This window comes from Tenacibaculum sp. 1B UA, from assembly GCF_033978845.1.
Classification (GTDB): Bacteria; Bacteroidota; Bacteroidia; order Flavobacteriales; family Flavobacteriaceae; genus Polaribacter.
Map to the genome: position 1 here is coordinate 15,680 of NZ_JAKVUA010000018.1, position 18,142 is coordinate 33,821.

17 protein-coding genes are annotated in these 18,142 nt (G+C 31.0%); 10 read left to right on the forward strand and 7 right to left on the reverse strand.

Annotated features, from left to right (window positions below; translation table 11 throughout):
• Nucleotides 1-82: 82 nt before the first annotated feature.
• The 9 genes from MK851_RS12715 to MK851_RS12755 all read left to right on the forward strand — a co-directional run bounded on the left by MK851_RS12715 (nucleotide 83) and on the right by MK851_RS12755 (nucleotide 11,245).
• On the forward strand, nucleotides 83-4,915 hold the full coding sequence (locus tag MK851_RS12715; RefSeq protein ID WP_320244270.1) for a DNA repair ATPase: 4,833 nt from the start codon (nucleotides 83-85) through the stop codon (nucleotides 4,913-4,915).
• On the forward strand, nucleotides 4,915-5,436 hold the full coding sequence (locus MK851_RS12720) for a DUF1697 domain-containing protein (protein WP_320244271.1): 522 nt from the start codon (nucleotides 4,915-4,917) through the stop codon (nucleotides 5,434-5,436). Before MK851_RS12715 ends, MK851_RS12720 begins: the two co-directional genes overlap by 1 nt.
• A gap of 62 nt (nucleotides 5,437-5,498) precedes the next feature.
• Nucleotides 5,499-5,912 (forward strand): RidA family protein, encoded by a 414-nt coding sequence (locus MK851_RS12725; protein WP_320244272.1) that lies wholly within the window; start codon nucleotides 5,499-5,501, stop codon nucleotides 5,910-5,912.
• A 66-nt stretch (nucleotides 5,913-5,978) separates the two neighbouring features.
• Nucleotides 5,979-7,421, forward strand: coding sequence for an aldehyde dehydrogenase (locus MK851_RS12730; protein WP_320244273.1), 1,443 nt, complete (start codon nucleotides 5,979-5,981; stop codon nucleotides 7,419-7,421).
• Nucleotides 7,414-7,632 (forward strand): DUF6500 family protein, encoded by a 219-nt coding sequence (locus tag MK851_RS12735; RefSeq protein WP_320244274.1) that lies wholly within the window; start codon nucleotides 7,414-7,416, stop codon nucleotides 7,630-7,632. Before MK851_RS12730 ends, MK851_RS12735 begins: the two co-directional genes overlap by 8 nt.
• Before the next feature lie 2 nt (nucleotides 7,633-7,634).
• Nucleotides 7,635-8,411 (forward strand): SDR family oxidoreductase, encoded by a 777-nt coding sequence (locus MK851_RS12740; RefSeq protein WP_320244275.1) that lies wholly within the window; start codon nucleotides 7,635-7,637, stop codon nucleotides 8,409-8,411.
• 96 nt (nucleotides 8,412-8,507) lie between these two features.
• Nucleotides 8,508-9,035 (forward strand): 3-hydroxyanthranilate 3,4-dioxygenase, encoded by a 528-nt coding sequence (locus MK851_RS12745; RefSeq protein ID WP_320244276.1) that lies wholly within the window; start codon nucleotides 8,508-8,510, stop codon nucleotides 9,033-9,035.
• A 20-nt stretch (nucleotides 9,036-9,055) separates the two neighbouring features.
• The gene (locus tag MK851_RS12750) at nucleotides 9,056-10,141 is read left to right on the forward strand and encodes an amidohydrolase family protein (RefSeq protein ID WP_320244277.1); all 1,086 of its coding nucleotides are present in this window, start codon (nucleotides 9,056-9,058) and stop codon (nucleotides 10,139-10,141) included.
• Entirely contained in the window at nucleotides 10,142-11,245 is a 1,104-nt protein-coding gene (locus MK851_RS12755; protein ID WP_320244278.1) for a hypothetical protein, read from the forward strand. It abuts the gene before it with no gap.
• Between the two features lie 227 nt (nucleotides 11,246-11,472).
• On the opposite strand, the gene MK851_RS15685 is transcribed toward MK851_RS12755, so the two are convergent.
• Nucleotides 11,473-11,685 (reverse strand): hypothetical protein, encoded by a 213-nt coding sequence (locus MK851_RS15685; RefSeq protein WP_413788390.1) that lies wholly within the window; start codon nucleotides 11,683-11,685, stop codon nucleotides 11,473-11,475.
• Between the two features lie 64 nt (nucleotides 11,686-11,749).
• Nucleotides 11,750-12,082, reverse strand: a complete 333-nt coding sequence (locus tag MK851_RS15690) for a TetR/AcrR family transcriptional regulator (RefSeq protein WP_413788391.1) — start codon at nucleotides 12,080-12,082, stop codon at nucleotides 11,750-11,752.
• Between the two features lie 198 nt (nucleotides 12,083-12,280).
• Between MK851_RS15690 and MK851_RS12770 the strand changes: the two genes are divergently transcribed.
• A complete protein-coding gene (locus tag MK851_RS12770) occupies nucleotides 12,281-13,819 on the forward strand; it encodes a peptide MFS transporter (RefSeq protein ID WP_320244279.1) in 1,539 nt (512 codons plus the stop codon).
• Between the two features lie 55 nt (nucleotides 13,820-13,874).
• Here the strand turns inward: MK851_RS12770 and MK851_RS12775 are convergent, their stop codons facing one another.
• Genes MK851_RS12775 through ftsH form a run of 5 tightly spaced genes read right to left on the reverse strand, consistent with a single transcriptional unit; the run spans nucleotide 13,875 to nucleotide 18,122 of the window.
• A complete protein-coding gene (locus MK851_RS12775; RefSeq protein WP_320244280.1) occupies nucleotides 13,875-14,507 on the reverse strand; it encodes a YceI family protein in 633 nt (210 codons plus the stop codon).
• A gap of 5 nt (nucleotides 14,508-14,512) precedes the next feature.
• Nucleotides 14,513-14,770, reverse strand: a complete 258-nt coding sequence (locus MK851_RS12780) for an acyl-CoA-binding protein (RefSeq protein WP_303506960.1) — start codon at nucleotides 14,768-14,770, stop codon at nucleotides 14,513-14,515.
• Between the two features lie 26 nt (nucleotides 14,771-14,796).
• The gene (locus MK851_RS12785; RefSeq protein WP_320244281.1) at nucleotides 14,797-15,591 is read right to left on the reverse strand and encodes a phosphatidate cytidylyltransferase; all 795 of its coding nucleotides are present in this window, start codon (nucleotides 15,589-15,591) and stop codon (nucleotides 14,797-14,799) included.
• A gap of 3 nt (nucleotides 15,592-15,594) precedes the next feature.
• Nucleotides 15,595-16,185 carry a hypothetical protein gene (locus MK851_RS12790; RefSeq protein WP_303506956.1) on the reverse strand — a complete coding sequence of 197 codons (591 nt, stop codon included), beginning with the start codon at nucleotides 16,183-16,185 and terminating at the stop codon, nucleotides 15,595-15,597.
• 11 nt (nucleotides 16,186-16,196) lie between these two features.
• Nucleotides 16,197-18,122, reverse strand: a complete 1,926-nt coding sequence (gene ftsH, locus MK851_RS12795; RefSeq protein WP_303506954.1) for an ATP-dependent zinc metalloprotease FtsH — start codon at nucleotides 18,120-18,122, stop codon at nucleotides 16,197-16,199.
• Between the last annotated feature and the right edge of the window lie 20 nt (nucleotides 18,123-18,142).

The window sequence follows — 18,142 nt, forward strand, 5'->3', positions numbered from 1 at the left end:
ATATTTTCCGAGTATTGATTTTTCAATGCTCGGAATTTACTTTAAGTGTTTTAATATTAATTTTAAACTCGTAATTTTTTGCATGAAAAATCAACAACTTGATGGCGGAACCTATGAGATTATCCAGAATCGACTTCAAAAACAAAAAAAAGAGCTACTAGATAGGTTACAAAGATTAAACGAAGAAAGAAAACTTGTATTTGGTACAGTTGAAACGAAGCTTATAGCAAATGATAGAATTAACACAGAAAACAACTGTATTGCTAGAGATATAGTTTCTTTAGGAAATACCTCAATCTTTGGGTACAATGTTCATTTTGGACTAAGAACAGTTATCGAATTATCAGATGTTTTTAGTGCATATGAGTTTAATGAAAATCGATTTCAACCTAAACCACTAGATTTTCTTCATAACGAAACCTTTATAACAGACTTTACTAACTTATATAAGTATTATCGAAATACCATTTTTGCAAAATTTGCAATTATCGATAATTACCTTCATATGGTTTTTCAATTAAGTGAAAATAAAACAGATGTAAAGACTTTTAAATGGTTGATAAAAGAAAATGAATTAGTATATGTTGATAATAGAAGTGAACATGAATACAAGTTTCCAAAGCAACATGAATTTAATTGGCGGGAAGTAACTAGAGATATGCACCGTTATGGTACGTATTCTCATATTTCTATTTTAGATAAAGTTTTTGTAGAAACAATTGGAGGTGACCTAACTATCAAGATAGAAGATAACACTGATGAAGGAAAGGGAATTCTTGAAGAACCAGTAGAACATATTGATCAAACATTGGATGACGGTCAGTTTCGTTATGCTGATTTAGGAAACCTTATTTTGCTTGAAATAAAACCATTTCAAGAAGAAGCACGTTATTTTATTTATAACCACAAATTACAAGAAGTTCAAAAAGTTGATAGTATTAAAGACTGTGCAGTGTTATTGCCAGATGATCAAGGTCTTATTTTTCCTGACGGATATTATTTACAAACAGGTCAGTATAAACTTTTTCAAAACAATACTAAAGATGTAAAGTTTCAAGAGAAAATAGTTTCTCCTAACGGAGAAGATTTTTTATATGTATTTTATGCAACAATAAGAGGACTTTACATACTAATGTCTTATAATATTATCGAGCAAGGGGTAAAAACACCTATTGTTTGTAATGGCTTTGCAATTTTGGAGGATGGAGAGTTGTGTTATTTTAAAACAGAAAATGAACAAACAAAACATCATGTTGTTCAAATTTGGCAAACCCCTTATCTAAAAACAGACAACATTCCTTCATCACATGAAGACACTTTGTTGTATAAGATTGGTAATAAGGATATTGTTAAAGCAATGGCAGAATGCCATGAATTAATAACTCTTTTAAATAAAGAAGATAGTTATGCTGGCTTGTACAATGACATAGCTAAGAAATCAAATGATATTAATAGTAGTTATTATTGGATAAACGAACCTGAAACAGAACAATTAAGTATACCTGTTGCAGAAATTAAAGATGCTGCCAATGCTGCAATTGATGAATTTGAAAAAGTAACTCAGTTAAAGCAACAAGCAGCAAAAGAAGGTAAGGTTATTCAAGAAAAATCGAATGTTCTTTTAAGTAAGATTAAAAGTACATCGTTTAAAACGATAGAAGATTTTGTTGAATTACTAAATGAGTTACGAGTATTAAGAGGGCAGGTTATTAGCTTAAAAGATGTTCGTTATATAGCAATTGATGTATTAGAAAAAATTGAAAGTTCTATTGAAGAACAAAGCACTATTATATCAAAAAGATGTGTAGAGTTTTTATTGAATGATCAAGCTTTAAAGCCATATCATAATCGTGTTCAAGAAAAACAAGAACAATTAACATCTATTAAAAAAGTAATAGATGCTAAGAAGCTTGAAAAAGAAGTAGATAAAATAACAGCAGACTTAGAACTTCTAATTGAGATTGTAACAAACTTAGAGATTGAAGATACTTCACAGTCAACCAAAATTATTGATAATATTTCTTTAATTTTTGCAACATTAAATCAATTAAAATCAGGAATAAAAAATGTTATTAAGTCTTTAGGGAATAAAGAGGCTAAAGCGGATTTTGCTGCTCAATTAAAATTGATAGATCAAAGTATTATAAATTACATTGATATGGCTACTACGCCAGAAAAATGTGATGAATTTCTAACAAAAATAGCAATTCAATTAGAAGAATTAGAAGGTAGATTTGCCGATTTTGAAGAATTTATTTCTTTAATTCTTGAGAAGAGAGAAGAAGTACATAATGCTTTTGATGCTCGAAAAAGTACAATATTAGAAAAAAGAAACAAAAAAATAGAAGCATTAAGCTCTGCCTCTGAAAGAATTTTAAAAAGTATAGCAAAAAAGGCACAAAGTTTCCTATCGGTAGAAGATATAAATGGGTATTTTGCTGCTGATTTAATGATTAATAAAGTTAGAGATATTGTTAATCAATTAAAAGAACTAGAATCAGTAGGTAAAGCGGAAGCTATTGAAACCCAGCTTAAAGTAGCTAAGGAAGATGCGTTAAGAAAATTAAAAGATAAACAAGAGCTATACGAAGACGGAGAAAATGTAATCCGTTTAGGAAAACACAAGTTTGGGGTTAATAAACAACCACTTGATTTATCAATAGTTTATAAAGACCAAACATTACATTATCACTTAATAGGAACAAATTTCTATCAAGAAATTCAAGACGAAACCTTATTGAAATCTGAGAAGTATTGGAATCAAGAATTAATTTCTGAGAACAACTCAGTTTATAGGTCTTCTTATTTAGCATATAAACTGTTTACTTCTTGTTCAACAGAAGAACTATTAAAACTTAATGAACAAGATTTATTAACGCTGGTTCAAAATGAAAGTGGAAGCTTGTTTGCAGAAGGATATGTAAAAGGAGTACACGATATTGACGCATTTAAAATATTACATACCCTCGTTCATAAGCACCACGAATTAGGTTTGTTAACATATACATCAAATATTAGAGGGTTTGCTCAATATTTTTGGAATTCTTTACCTAAAGAAAGTCAAGATTATTACAATTTTTCTATTAAAGCTTCAGGAGAAGTTTTACGATTCTTTCCTGAAAGTAAAGAATATGATTTTTTAATAGATAAATTATACCAAGAAATAATTATTTTTTCAGAAAAAACTTCATTGTTTTCTAAAAAATTAGGAAAAGTAATAGCTAACTATTTATTTAGTCAATTAAATAATACAAATTCATTTGTAATTAGTGCTATTGCACTAGGAATAAAAGAAGATTTTGTAAAGCAATTAACAAAGCAAGATGCATTAAATGTGTTTAATAGCAATCTTGAAAAAACTGTAAATTATAAAGCAAAAATTCAATTAACTAAACAATGGGTTAGCTCTTTTATATCATCTATAAATGGGGATGAAAATTATATACATGAGATAATTTCATTATTACTATTTAATCATGAACCTAATACAGCTTTACATGCGAACCCTAAACAAACAATTAAAGGGCTAAAAGGTGACCATCCTACTATTATTGAAGGAGAACTATATTTTAACTACCATAACTTTATTAAAAAGTTAGAAGTTTTTTCAAAAGAAGATGTTCCTAATTTTTCAGCCTATAAAGAAGCTAAGCATTTATTGGTAGAAAACTTAAAAGAGACTTTAAAATTAAATGAATTTAAGCCGAGAGTATTATCATCTTTTGTTAGGAATAAATTAATAGATGAGGTTTATTTTCCTCTGATAGGTGATAATTTATCTAAGCAACTAGGAACAGTTGGAGATAATAAGCGTACCGATAGAATGGGAATGTTACTTTTAATATCACCACCTGGTTATGGAAAAACTACATTAATGGAGTACGTAGCTAATAGGTTGGGGTTAATCTTCATGAAAATTAATGGACCAGCAATAGGTCATGAGGTAACCTCAGTCGATCCGGAAGCAGCAACAAATTCAGCCTCTAGAGAAGAACTCAAAAAGTTAAATCTAGCTTTTGAAATGGGAGATAACGTAATGTTATATTTAGATGATATTCAGCATTGTAATCCTGAGTTTTTACAAAAGTTCATTTCTCTTTCTGATGGAACAAGAAAAATAGAAGGAGTATATAACGGAAAGCCAAAAACATATGATTTAAGAGGAAAGAAGTTTTGTGTAATTATGGCTGGAAATCCATATACTGAAAGTGGAGATAAGTTTCAAATACCTGATATGTTGGCAAACCGAGCTGATATATATAACTTAGGAGATATTATAGGAGATACAGATCATTTATTTAAACTTAGTTTAATAGAAAACTCATTAACATCAAATCCAATACTACACCAGTTAAGTAGTAAATATTTTGAAGATGTTTATGCATTAATTGATAGAGTTGAGAATAATACAGAAGAAAATACACTAAAAGGAAATCATACAAAACAAGAAATTCAAGATTATATATCGGTATTAGAAAAAGTAATAACTATAAGGGATACCATCTTAAAAGTAAATAAAACATATATTGAGTCTGCTGCAAAGGAAGATGAATATAGAACAGAACCCTCTTTTAAGTTACAAGGTTCATACCGAGATATGAATAAGCTAGTGGCTAAAGTAGTACCGATAATGAATGATAAGGAGTTAAAAAAAATGGTATTATCTCATTATGAAAGTGAGTCTCAAACATTAACATCTTCTGCTGAAGCAAATTTATTGAAGTATAAAGAATTAATAGGAGACTTAACAAAAGAAGAAGAAGCTCGTTGGAATGATATAAAAGATATTTTTGCGAAAAATAATAAGTTAAAGGGATTTGGAGATAAAAATGAAATGGCACAAATACTAAGTCAAATGATGTTATTTTCAGATAATTTAGAAGGAATCAAAGAGGTTTTAAGAAAAGGGCTTTAATGAAAAGATATATCGTCATATTACGTGGAATTAACGTATCAGGAAAGAATAAACTTCCGATGGCGGATTTGCGAGATATGTTAAATGAATTAGGGTTTCAAAATGTGCAAACCTATATTCAAAGTGGTAATATTATTTTAGATTCAAAAGACACAAAAGAGATCGTTTGTCAGAAAATTAAAGAAGCGATTGCTGCTAAATTTGGGTATGATATACCTGTATTGGCTAGAACACCAGAGGTATGGAAAAGTACACTAGAAAACTATCCGTTTTCACAAGAGAATGAAAAAATAGTAGCTTTTACTTTTTTAGATAAAGTAACTAAAGAATCAGTTATTGAAGTTAAAGGAATTAACGAAGACGAATATAAAATAGTTGATGATATTGTGTATTTATATTGTCCGTCAGGATTTGGAAAAACTAAACTGACAAATAGTGTAATCGAAAAGAAGTTGAAGGTAACAGCGACCACACGAAATTTAAAAACAACGCTAAAACTATTAGAATTAGCAACTTCATAAACGTCATTTTGACCAAAGGAGAAATCTCATGGAAATGTGTTTGGAAGCAAAAAATAAAAAACATGGATAGCAAAGTAATCAAAGGAAAGGCAATACCAAGAGGAAAATTTCCGCATGTAAAACAAGTAGGAGATTTCATTTATGTATCTGGAACCAGTTCAAGAAGACCTGATAATTCTTTTGAAGGAGTTGAGGTAGATGAATTCGGAACTACCAACTTAGATATTAAAAAGCAAACCCAAGCGGTTATTGAAAACATCCGAGATATTTTACAAGAAGTAGACGCAGATTTGTCAGATATTGTTGATGTAACGTCATTCTTAGTAAACATGAATGATTTTGGAGGGTATAATCAAGTATATGCAGAATATTTCGATTATAACGGACCTACCAGAACAACAGTAGCGGTACATCAATTGCCACACCCACATTTATTGATTGAAATTAAAGTGGTGGCGTATAAGAAAAAAGAATAAAGAACCAAGAACCAAGACAAAAGAAGTCTCTTTTCTTTTCTCTTTTTTCTTTAATCTGTGAATGAAATGAACATTAAAAACTACATAAACGGAGAACTGGTAGCGCCAGTAGCTAATAATTATATTGATAATTATAATCCATCAATTGGAGAGGTCTACGGGCAAATTCCTAATTCAACTAAGGAAGATGTAGCATTAGCATATAAAGCAGCTAAGGAAGCTTTTCCGTATTGGTCAAATACGACGTTGAATGAACGTAGAAGAATTCTTTCTAAAATAGCAAGTTTGATTCAAGAAAAACTTCCTGAATTAGCAGAAGCAGAGGCTAAGGATAATGGAAAGCCCTTAAGTCTAGCTACAGCGATTGATATTCCGAGAGCATCATCTAATTTCCAATATTTTGCAGATGCAATAACCCAATTTTCATCCGAAGCTCATGAAAGTATTGGCTTAGGAGCAATGAATTTTACGTTACGTCAGCCTATTGGTGTAGTAGCGTGTATATCTCCGTGGAATTTACCACTCTATTTATTCACATGGAAGATTGCTCCAGCAATAGCAGCAGGGAACTGCGTGGTAGCGAAACCGAGTGAAGTAACCCCAATGACAGCCTATTTACTAGGAGAAATTTGTAATGAAGCAGGTTTACCTAAAGGAGTGTTAAACATAGTTCACGGATTAGGAACGACTACAGGTCAAGCGATTATTGAGCATCCAGATATCAAAGCAATTTCATTTACTGGAGGAACGGCTACAGGAGCACATATTGCACGTACAGCTGCACCGATGTTTAAGAAATTGTCATTAGAGTTAGGAGGTAAAAACCCAAACATCATTTTCGCTGATTGTGATTATGATAAAATGTTAGAAACTACTGTACGTTCATCGTTTGCAAATCAAGGTCAGATTTGTTTGTGCGGAAGTAGAATTTTTGTAGAGGAAAGTATTTACGAGCAATTCAAAAAAGATTTTGTTCAAAAAGTATCAGAATTAAAAATAGGAAATCCGTTTGAAGCCGATACGAATATTGGAGCATTGGTATCGAAACCACACTTAGAAAAGGTAAAGTCGTATATAGATATTGCGGAACAAGAAGGAGGGAAAATTCTATATGGAGGTGACAGAGTCACTGTCAAGAATTGTGAAAACGGATACTATTTACAACCGACGATTATTGAGGTTTCTAGTAATCAGTGTAGATTAAATCAGGAAGAAATTTTTGGGCCTGTAGTTACGATTATGTCTTTTAAAGCAGAAGATGAAGCTTTAAAGTTGGCTAATGGTGTAGTGTATGGTTTGTCATCAACACTTTGGACAAACAACCTGACCAGAACTATGCGAATGTCTAAAGAATTGCACACAGGAATTGTTTGGGTAAATACTTGGTTGTTGCGTGATTTAAGAACACCTTTTGGAGGTCAGAAGGCAAGTGGAGTAGGGCGCGAAGGAGGTTTTGAAGCGTTACGTTTTTTTACAGAACCGAAAAATGTATGTATAAAATATGAATAAGGAAATACGACAAAAAATAATTGCTATCTGTGAAGAGAAGATTGCTAAAAAAGGAGAAAATGTAGGGCTTTCGTTTTATGCATTTTTCAAAAATAAAAATGATAATCCGAAAGTATTAATGGAAGTGGCTACTTGGTGGATTCAAACGCATCAATTAGATCATTTTGAGAAAGCAGTTAAGATTAAACAAATGATTCAGAATAACAAATAGAGATGAATTTAGAGATACAACATAAAAATGCCTTGGTATGTGGTAGTACACAAGGAATAGGAAAAGCATCAGCTATACAGTTAGCTCATGAAGGAGTAAATGTAACCTTGGTAGCTAGAAATGAGGAAAAATTAAAAGCAGTTTTAGCTGAGTTACCAAACAACAATCAAAAGCATGGATATTTGGTAGCCGATTTTTCAAAACCAGAAGAATTAAAAGAGAAGTTAACAGCAACTGATTTACAGTTCCATATTCTAGTAAATAATACGGGAGGTCCAGCTGGAGGTCCAGTATTTAATGCTCAGTTAGAAGAGTTTGAAAGAGCTTTTACAATGCATTTAAAATGTAATCATGTGTTGGTACAGGCGGTAGTCCCATTTATGAAATTAGAAGGTTATGGTAGAATTATTAATATAATCTCCACTTCGGTAAAACAACCATTGGATGGCTTAGGAGTTTCGAATACCATTCGTGGTGCTGTAGCTAATTGGAGTAAAACTTTGGCAAATGAATTAGGACAATTCGGAATTACTGTAAACAATGTGTTACCAGGAGCCACTGGTACTGAAAGGTTGACTGAAATTATTAATAACAAAGCAGCAAAAACCGGAAAGACAATTGAAGAAGTTGCAGAGACCATGAAAAATGCCTCTCCAGCAAAACGTTTTGCGAAACCTGAAGAAATAGCTAATGCGGTAGTGTTTTTAGCGAGTGAGAAAGCGAGTTTTATCAACGGAATAAATGTTCCTGTTGATGGAGGTAGAACAAAGTCCTTATAAAAGAATCCAGTATAAAGACTTTTAGAAACAAGACTATTTAAGTACCTTTAAAACAATCTCGAATTTGATGTCTAAAAGTTTAAAAATCTAAATAAAATGAGCAAGTTAGTACAACCTTTGAATTTCAAAAAATGGATAGATGAAAACCGTCATTTACTAAAACCACCTGTAGGAAATAAGCAAGTATGGGACAATGGTGAGTATATTGTAATGGTTGTAGGAGGGCCTAACAATCGTAAAGATTATCACTACAATGAAACACCGGAATTCTTCTATCAATTAGAAGGGGATATGGTGTTGAAAATTATTGATGACAAAGGTAAAATGATTGATGTTGAAATTAATGAAGGAGACATTTATTTACTACCAGGAAAGGTACCGCATTCACCGCAGCGAAAAGCAAACACAGTAGGTTTGGTTATTGAATATCCACGTGATGAAGGTATGATGGATGCTTTAGAATGGTACTGTGAAAATTGTGGACATCAATTGTATAGAGAAGAATTTGCGTTAGATAATATTGAAACCGATATGCCAATAATTTTCGATAAGTATTATTCTGATACAAAAAAATGTACTTGTTATAAATGTGGAACAGTAATGGAAGCTCCTAATAAAGCATAGATACCTTAATAGAAAAGAAAATGACAAAACGCAAACTACGAATAAACGGACATTCACATTTACTGCCTTACCCTGAGCAGATTCCTCAGTTTATGAAAGACAAAGGAATTTTTTGGGTAGATAAGGATAGAAAGTTCATGTTGCAAAAAGATTGGAGTCGACCAGTAACCGATTCTAGTTTCTTTTTAGATGAAAAACTTGAATGGATGGACCATTTTAAAATTGACCATGCAGTTGTTTTGAATCTATCTCAGTTATACGGAAACGGATTACGTTTAGAAGAGATGAAGCAAGCGTTACGTTTTCAGAATGATTTTAATGCACGTGTTCAACATGATAATCCAGGTAAGTTTACTTGTGGTTTTGTGGTACATCCAGGTTTTGTTCGTGGAGCTTTATGGGAAATTGAACGTTGTGTTGAGGTGTTAGGTATGCGTTTGTTGTGCTTACCAACGCATTATATGGATACAATTGGTACTTGGCGTTGTATTTTTGATGAGGAAAATGAACCGATTTTTGAGTTGGCAGATAAATATAATTTAGCGGTTGAAATTCATCCGTATGATGGTGAAAAATTTATCAAATTACAAAATACTTCGTGGCGTTTCCATTTAATTTGGATGTTAGCACAGTGTGCAGATGCATATCACTTTTTAACATTGAATGGGTATTATGAGAAGTACCCAAACATGCGTGTTTGTTTTGCGCATGGAGGACAACTAGCTCAAATGAATTTAGGACGTCGTATTCAAGGGTTTGATGGAAGACCAGATTTATTTGAAGGAAAAAGTCATCCAAGAAAAGCGGTAGGAAGTAAAAACATCTTCTTTGATACGTTGGTACACGATACAGGGTCTTTAGATTTGTTGATTAAAAACCAAGGCTCAAGACAAGTGTTAATTGGATTAGATGATCCTTATCCATTAGGAGAAATGGAAAGCGAAATTCAATCATCATACCCAGGGAAAATCTTAGATTTAGCTATTGATAGAAACATTATTAACGAGCAAGAGAAGGATGAGATGTGGGAGGATAATGTACTACAATGGTTGTTTGGAGATGATAAAAAAGCGAAAAAAGATTTAGTTTCTAAAATCTTACGATAAATGGCTGAAGTAACACAGTTTCATAACTTACTGCATACGTGTATTTCTTTTATTGGAGCTGTGTTATTGTTGGCAATCTACTATAACATTAGGAAACGATTTAAAGAAGTTTTAGAAGATGGAAACTCAATAAAAAGAGTTGATAAAGGTCTGTTATATTTCAGTTTTGGAATGTTGGTGTGGGTTACCTCTGGTATTTGGGCACTTTCAGCTAATTATTTCACTTTTGAAAAAACAACTATCTATCAAATTGGAGTAAACATCTTGTCAACAGTAAATAATTTATTTTGGCTGATGGCATTATATTATGTACATGATGCTCCAAGGTTTATTTACAGAAATGAAAAGAATGTGAAAATTATAGGGCTTATAATTGTTGTTGTGGCTTCTATAACTTTGTTGTTTTCTTCTTTATATGGAAACAATTTTTATTACGGAGTAAAAGTAGCAGCACTTCCAGATGTACTATTAACGACTTTTTTATGTTTTTTAATGGGAGTTTCTTTCTATAGAACTTTTATGTATAGAGATTTAAAATTAGTTGCTTTTATATCAATTATAGCAATACTATTGCTGTTCATTTCTCAACTATCTGATGTTTTAATTGGTTTTGATAATGAATTTACAAATCAATTAATTAGAGTTGTAGCAAAAACATCGTTAGTATCGGTTTTTTTAGTGTTAGCTACAAGTTGGGTAATACAATTAGCACATACACCAAAGCCCAATGAAATGAAAATTCAGTTTTTAGATTGGTCATTAATAAAGTTAACCATTCCCTCAAAAGGAATTGTAAATACTAAAATAGATTTTGGATCAAAAACAACGCAATATAAAAACCTACTAACATTTGCTTATAGAAGAAAATTTTTAGAGGCAGAAAAACAATCAATCATAGTAAATTCAGGAGGAGATATCAAAAGTCAAACATACGTTACAAGAATTATAGATAATATAAATTCAATTTTGAGGCTAGAAGAAGAAAAATTAGAACGTAAAGATCTCATTACATTTATAGGTGAAAGTAAATATCGTTTACGAATTCTTCCTGAACATATCGTTATTGATGAGGCATTGTTAGAAGAGTATAAACAGCAATTATAAACTGCATTAATTTTAAAATTTCATTAAAAACAACTCCTCAAGTAACTAGTATAACTAAAACAATCCAAGAAACAGAAACTTGTGCTGCTTGTAATAAATTTATAATAGCTTGTAACCTAAAGGTAAAGATAAAGCAACAATACCTTCAAAAATAGCTTAATATGTTATTTGTAAAGTGTCTTTTTTTTAGATTTATTAACCCAAGAAATCGTTGCCAAGGGATTAGTTTATTTTTCTTTTTCATTTAAAAGTACGTTTAATGTTAATTCTATAAAGAAGGATGCAGTACTCGTGTTTTTATCACAATTAGTAAGTGATTTAAAGTGTAATTTTACAAATTGTTGATGTAAACCCCCTTCAATTATAGTACTTGCTAGAGCTAAAGGATGCTTGTAAGAACTATTGTAATTACTAATTATTTCAGCAAAACGTTTTACCACTTCTTTGTATAGTTTAAAGAATCCTTTTTTATTTTCGGTATCTACTTCTTTTGTAGAGTACGATTTAGAGTTTTCGTTGATTACAATTAGGCTGAGTATTAATTAACTTTTCTTTAGGGCTGCTAATGCTATAAGTTTCTATTACTAATGAATACTGAATCCAACCCCAATACCAAGAGTAAACTAAAAGTTTATGTTTACTCTCAAAGTAACGATAAATTGAACTTTCGTTAGAGCCTATTATGCTACCGAGCTTCTTAAAATTGAAATTCTCAAAACCAATTTCTTCAATTAATACGATACTATTTTCTATTATTCTCTTACCTAATTCAGAAGTCTCAGGATCTTTTATATAAATTCCTGAAGGTATTTTTAAATTTGACAATAAATTCCTCATAAATAAAAATTAATAGCGAAAATATAATAGTAAAACTATTAATATAGAGTTTGAATGTATTAATAAGATATTAATTTTTACTATTAAATAAGGTTACAAAAAATTACAAAAGCTTATTTTTTACTACAATTAACTACATACCTTCTGATTTTATATGTGTAAAAATATATTAGCATAAACTTAAAATTTATTGAAGATATGAATTCAAAAACTGATGTTTTGGGGCATCCAAGGGGACTTTTATATTTATTTTTTGCTGAACTATGGGAGCGTTTTTCTTTTTACGGAATGCGAGCCTTATTGGTATTATATATGACAAAACATTTATTGTTTTCTGATGAAATGTCTTTTGGAGTGTATGCGGCATATATGTCTTTAGTGTATGTCACTCCAATGATTGGAGGAATGCTAGCTGATAAAATTTTAGGGTTTAGAAAAGCTATTATTTTAGGAGGTGTATTAATGGCATTAGGGCACTTCTTCTTAACTTTTGAACATCCTATATTTTTTTATGGTTCATTATCTCTAATTATTGTTGGTAATGGATTTTTTAAACCTAATATATCTTCATTTGTAGGGAAATTATATACAGAAGGAGATAGTAGGAGAGATGCAGGTTTTACTATTTTTTATATGGGAATAAATATTGGTGGTGCTGTAGCTCCATTATTATGTGCATGGTTAGCGGAGTTATATGGTTGGCATTATGGATTTGTTTTGGCAGGAATAGGAATGTTATTAGGATTACTGGTTTTTAAAGGAGGACTTAGAAGAAATGTTTTTGAAGATAAAGGTTTGATGCCAAATCAAAAGTTATATGAAGAAAAACAATTTGGAGTTAAAAAGGGAAATTTAGTAACAATAGCAGCACTTTTGTCTGTACCAGTATTTGCTTTGATAGTTTATTATCATGAGTTTGAACATTACTTGGTTTGGATTGTTTCGTTATTTTTAATACTATTTTTAGTGAAGATTTTACGAACGGTAACTTTAAAAGAACGTAAAAAACTTTCAGTAGCCATTTTTTTTACTGTTTTATATACATTGTTTGCAGCAATCTTTGAACAAGCGGGTAGCTCATTAACCTTGTTTGCTGATAGGAATGTTAATTTAGTAGGGATGAATGCTGCTCAAACAAATAGTATTAATTCAACTTTTATAATTCTTATGGCAATACCATTTTCAATACTTTGGGGCTATTTACATAAAATACATAAGAATCCAAACTCTGTTATAAAATTTGGATTAGGTCTATTGTTTTTAGGTGTAGGTTTTATAACTTTTGGTTTATCAGGTTATCAAGTTGATGAATTAGCAAAAACTCCAATGGTGTATTTGATTTTAGGGTACTTTATACTAACAACAGGAGAGCTGTTTTTATCTCCTATTGGATTATCTAAAATGACAGAGTTATCCCCAGTAAAGTATATTGCTTTTATAATGGGTGTATGGTTTTCAGCAAATTTTTATGGTCATTTTTTTGCAGGCAAAATAGCTAACTTAACTACTGTTGTTAATGGGAGCTTAGGAGTGTTTTCAAAAGGTTTTTTTGGTGAGGTAACAGAACTACTTACAGGTCTGTCTTCAAAAACTATAATGGAGCAATCAGAAGTTTTTCATCAATTATACTCATATGTTTCTGTATATGCTAACCTAGGAGTAATCTCAGTAATAATAGGTTTATTAGTTATAGTTTTTTATAAGCCAGTAAAAAAATGGATGTTTGAAGTATACTAAAAATAAAAAAGCCTCAGAATTACTCTGAGGCTTTCAAATATGTTTTTAATCGGTTTTATTTAAAAACAGATGTAATGTTTAAAGCTACTTCATCCCAAGTTTTAGAAACACCATCAGCACCTTTATGCAAGTCTTTACATGCAGTATTTAAAGACTCTAATGCTTTGTTAGCTTGCCAATCGGTAATTTTCATAGTTGTATTTAAGCTAAATTCTTTTCCGTTTAAAGTATAATTAAAAGGTAATTTTTTAGTAACGCCATTCATAGTAATGTTAGCGTAACCAATAGAATCATTTTCTAAAACTAACTTACCAGAAAGTAATTCAGTCTTATCCATTACTCCAAAGAAAAACTTTTTAATTTTAAAATCTCTGCTTGTATCTTTCGTGAAAATACTACTTACAGGAATAGAAAATTCAGCATTGTTGATAGCGTCTTTGGCTGTATCAGCTTCACCACCAGCAGTAATGTTTACTTTTTTAAACTGACCATTAACAGGTATTTTCTCAGTAGTTTTGTAAGCTACCCAGTTTATAGAATTGTTAGCATCTTGTAATACAAACGCAGCTTTTTTTTCTGTTTTAACTTCTTCCTTTGTGGTTTTTGTCTCTTTTTTTGCTTCTGATTTACAAGATGTCATTTGAAAAGCTGTAAAACAGATAACTAAAGAATAAACGATTTTTTTCATGAGGTTTATTTTATGATTGAATTTACTAATTTAATATATTCTTTTTTTGCTTCTCGTTCGTTCATGCCTCTAAGTTGCATCCAAGCATTAAATTTAAAAGCATTTCTTAAGTCGCTATTATCATTAAAAGTAAACCGATCTCCTTTTACCGCTTGTTTATAGTAAGCATATAAACGTAACATAAGGTCTGGAGGAAGCTTTTCCTCTAATTCAGATGCTTTTTGATAAGCTTCTTTAAACTTCAAATCTAAATCATCTTTCATAAATGAGGTTTGTATATGTAGATAGTTTACATAATGTAATGAATGTACAAATATACGAAGGGAGCAAGGAAAAACAAGCTATCTAGTCTATCTAATAAGCCTCCGTGACCTGGCATAATTGTACCGCTATCTTTCACATTTGCTTGTCTTTTAAACTTAGATTCTACTAAATCTCCTAAAGAACCAAAAATAGCCACTATAATAGCAATGATTATCCAATCTAAAATTGAAAAAAATCCTGAGTATTGACCGATTATAAAACCAGCAATTATTGAAAATAATAGACCACCTATAAAACCTTCAATTGTTTTTTTAGGAGATACCTTTTCGAATAATTTTCGTTTACCAAAATTTTTACCTACCAAAAAAGCAAAACTATCATTAGTCCAAATAATAAAAATTATATAAATAATTATGTTTGGATGATAAGTGTTTTCAATAAAAGGAAGGTTCATTAAGAAGTAAAACGGTAATATCAAGTATATAACTTGTAAAAATAACTTTTGAGTTAAAGTGCCCGTTTTAATTAGCTTAGAGCTTATAAGTAAATATAGTAAGATAAGTGACCCGACTATAGTAAAACCGAATAAGTAGTCGTTATACTTAAAAGCTGTACCTTGAAAGGAAATATAAGTAATACAGGCTAAAAGAATATAAGGGATAATACTTTTAATTTGTGTAATTTTAGAAAGCTCCCAGATACAAACAGTAGCAAAAAGAGCAAGCAGTCCTATATATGTTTCTGCTGAAAAAAGAATGGCAGAAATAAATAGAAAAGCATAAACAACAGCAGAAAGGCTTCTTACAAAAAGGTTAGACATATTTTAAAGGTCTTCAAAGAGCAGCAAATATAAATCTTTTGTGTTATTATTACCATAACTCAAGAAATTATCATCTTCAACTTCAAACGTATAATTCTTAACAGAACTAATGTTGGTTGGTATATTACCGCTAAAATGTGTTTTAATACCTGTTAATCCTTCTCCTGTGTTTTTTACTAGCTGACTCGTAGTTGCATAAACAATAAAATGTTTAGAGAGAGAAGCTATTTTATGACTGCCTAATTGATTAGATGAGAATAAAATTTCTCCTTTATCGGCAATTAAATGTTCACAAGATGTAAAAAAAGGTACAGATTCTGAGGAATGGTTTTGTACAGAGATATCAATTTTTTCAGTAATTTTTAATAAATCAAAATCGGTGCAAGTAACTTTACGCCAATTATTTTCCTGTAAGATATTTTTTAAATTATTACTTACTTCATTTATTGATGTACAGTATAAAAATTTCCCTCCTTTATTAATAAAATGATGAACAAAAGAATCATCTAAAGACAAATGAACTTCTTGTTCGTTGACTTTTTTTTCTTTAGATGATTCTTGATATGTTCTAAATAATTTTTTGAAAAAATTCATTAAAATAAAAACTATTCTTCTGTTGTAATTTCAGGTTTTTCCTTTTTACCAAAAGGCCTGTCTCCAAATATTTTTACTAAATCATCTTTAAATATAACTTCTTTTTCAAGTAATAAATCAGCCAATTCAGTTAATTTATCTCTGTTTTGATCTAGTAAATCAACAGCTCTTTTATATTGATTTTCTATTATTTCAGAAATTTCTTCATCAATTTTTTGTGCAGTTGCTTCACTGTACGGCTTTACAAAGGAATCATTACCTGAAGAATCATAATAAGTAACGTTTCCTACTTTGTCATTTAAACCATAAACAGTAACCATAGCTCGAGCTTGTTTAGTAACCTTTTCTAAATCACTTAACGCTCCAGTTGAGATTTTATTGAAAATTAATTTTTCAGCAGCTCTACCTCCCATGGTAGCACACATTTCATCAAGCATTTGTTCTGTTTGAACAATTTTTCTCTCTTCAGGAAGATACCAAGCAGCACCTAATGATTGACCACGAGGAACAATAGTTACCTTAACTAAAGGAGCAGCGTGTTCTAACATCCAACTAACGGTTGCGTGACCAGCTTCATGAAAAGCAATTACTTTCTTTTCTTTAGGAGTGATAACTTTATTTTTCTTTTCTAATCCGCCTACGATTCTATCAACAGCATCTAAAAAGTCTTGATGCTCAATAGCTTCTTTCCCTTTTCTGGCAGCAATTAAAGCGGCTTCGTTACATAAGTTGGCAATATCTGCACCTGAGAATCCAGGTGTTTGTTGTGCTAAAAATTCTAAATCGGCATTCGCAGCTAATTTTAAAGGTTTAATATGAACCTCAAAAATTTCTCTACGCTCATGTAAATCTGGTAAGTCAACATAAATTTGACGATCAAAACGACCAGCACGCATTAATGCTTTATCTAATACATCTGCACGGTTGGTAGCAGCTAACACAATTACATTAGTGTCAGTACCAAAACCATCCATTTCAGTAAGTAATTGGTTTAAGGTATTCTCACGTTCATCATTACCACCAGTCATGCTATTTTTACCTCTGGCACGTCCAATAGCATCAATTTCATCAATAAATATAATAGAAGGTGACTTTTGTTGCGCTTGTTTAAATAAGTCACGCACACGAGAAGCTCCAACCCCTACAAACATTTCAACAAAATCTGAACCAGATAAAGAGAAAAAAGGCACACCAGCTTCGCCAGCAACTGCTTTTGCTAATAAGGTTTTACCCGTTCCAGGAGGTCCTACTAATAAGGCTCCCTTAGGGATTTTACCACCTAATTTTGTGTATTTTTCAGGGCTCTTTAAGAAGTCTACAATTTCTTGAACTTCTTCTTTAGCACCTTCTAAACCAGCTACATTTTTAAAGGTAGTTTTAACCTTAGTATTTTCGTCAAAAAGTTTTGCCTTAGACTTACCGATGTTAAAGATTTGCCCTCCAGCACCGCCACCTCCAGCAGCTCCTGACATTCTTCTCATAAAGAAAAGCCAAATAACAATCAATAAAATAAAAGGAAGGAAGCTAATGATTGTGTCCATCATACTAGTTCTTTCTACATTTACTTTATCGAAATCAAGGTTTTTATTTTCTTTCTCTTTGTTGATTTCGTTTTCAAAGTTTTGTAAATCACCAAAGTTGTATGTGTAAAGAGGCGATCCTTTTCTGTAAAAAGGAGAATCTGCTAGTTTCTTATGCTCTTCTTTTTTTTCTGCTTCAGGCTTTAAAAATATTTGAGCAACATTGTTGTTTTCTACAACAATTTCTTTAATATCGTTTGCTTGAAGAATTTTAGTAAACTCGTTTTTTGTAATATTACGAGAACCTAAGTTACCAGAATTAAAAAAGCTTAATCCTAGTAAAATAACTATTATTGGTATGTATAGCCAAAATGAGTTAAAACTAAATTTTGGCGCATTTTTTTTATTATCACTCATAAAAAGGTGTATAAAATGTT

Excerpts from the sequence above, each read along its gene's own strand:
- MK851_RS12720 (WP_320244271.1), top strand. The coding sequence starts at position 4,915 with ATGAAAAGATATATCGTCATATTACGTGGAATTAACGTATCAGGAAAG.
- MK851_RS12755 (WP_320244278.1), top strand. The coding sequence starts at position 10,142 with ATGGCTGAAGTAACACAGTTTCATAACTTACTGCATACGTGTATTTCT.
- MK851_RS12775 (WP_320244280.1), bottom strand. The coding sequence starts at position 14,507 with ATGAAAAAAATCGTTTATTCTTTAGTTATCTGTTTTACAGCTTTTCAA.
- MK851_RS12715 (WP_320244270.1), top strand. The coding sequence starts at position 83 with ATGAAAAATCAACAACTTGATGGCGGAACCTATGAGATTATCCAGAAT.
- ftsH (WP_303506954.1), bottom strand. The coding sequence starts at position 18,122 with ATGAGTGATAATAAAAAAAATGCGCCAAAATTTAGTTTTAACTCATTT.
- MK851_RS12785 (WP_320244281.1), bottom strand. The coding sequence starts at position 15,591 with ATGTCTAACCTTTTTGTAAGAAGCCTTTCTGCTGTTGTTTATGCTTTT.
- MK851_RS12735 (WP_320244274.1), top strand. The coding sequence starts at position 7,414 with ATGAATAAGGAAATACGACAAAAAATAATTGCTATCTGTGAAGAGAAG.
- MK851_RS12725 (WP_320244272.1), top strand. The coding sequence starts at position 5,499 with ATGGATAGCAAAGTAATCAAAGGAAAGGCAATACCAAGAGGAAAATTT.
- MK851_RS12745 (WP_320244276.1), top strand. The coding sequence starts at position 8,508 with ATGAGCAAGTTAGTACAACCTTTGAATTTCAAAAAATGGATAGATGAA.
- MK851_RS12770 (WP_320244279.1), top strand. The coding sequence starts at position 12,281 with ATGAATTCAAAAACTGATGTTTTGGGGCATCCAAGGGGACTTTTATAT.
- MK851_RS15690 (WP_413788391.1), bottom strand. The coding sequence starts at position 12,082 with ATGAGGAATTTATTGTCAAATTTAAAAATACCTTCAGGAATTTATATA.
- MK851_RS12740 (WP_320244275.1), top strand. The coding sequence starts at position 7,635 with ATGAATTTAGAGATACAACATAAAAATGCCTTGGTATGTGGTAGTACA.
- MK851_RS12730 (WP_320244273.1), top strand. The coding sequence starts at position 5,979 with ATGAACATTAAAAACTACATAAACGGAGAACTGGTAGCGCCAGTAGCT.
- MK851_RS12790 (WP_303506956.1), bottom strand. The coding sequence starts at position 16,185 with ATGAATTTTTTCAAAAAATTATTTAGAACATATCAAGAATCATCTAAA.
- MK851_RS12750 (WP_320244277.1), top strand. The coding sequence starts at position 9,056 with ATGACAAAACGCAAACTACGAATAAACGGACATTCACATTTACTGCCT.
- MK851_RS12780 (WP_303506960.1), bottom strand. The coding sequence starts at position 14,770 with ATGAAAGATGATTTAGATTTGAAGTTTAAAGAAGCTTATCAAAAAGCA.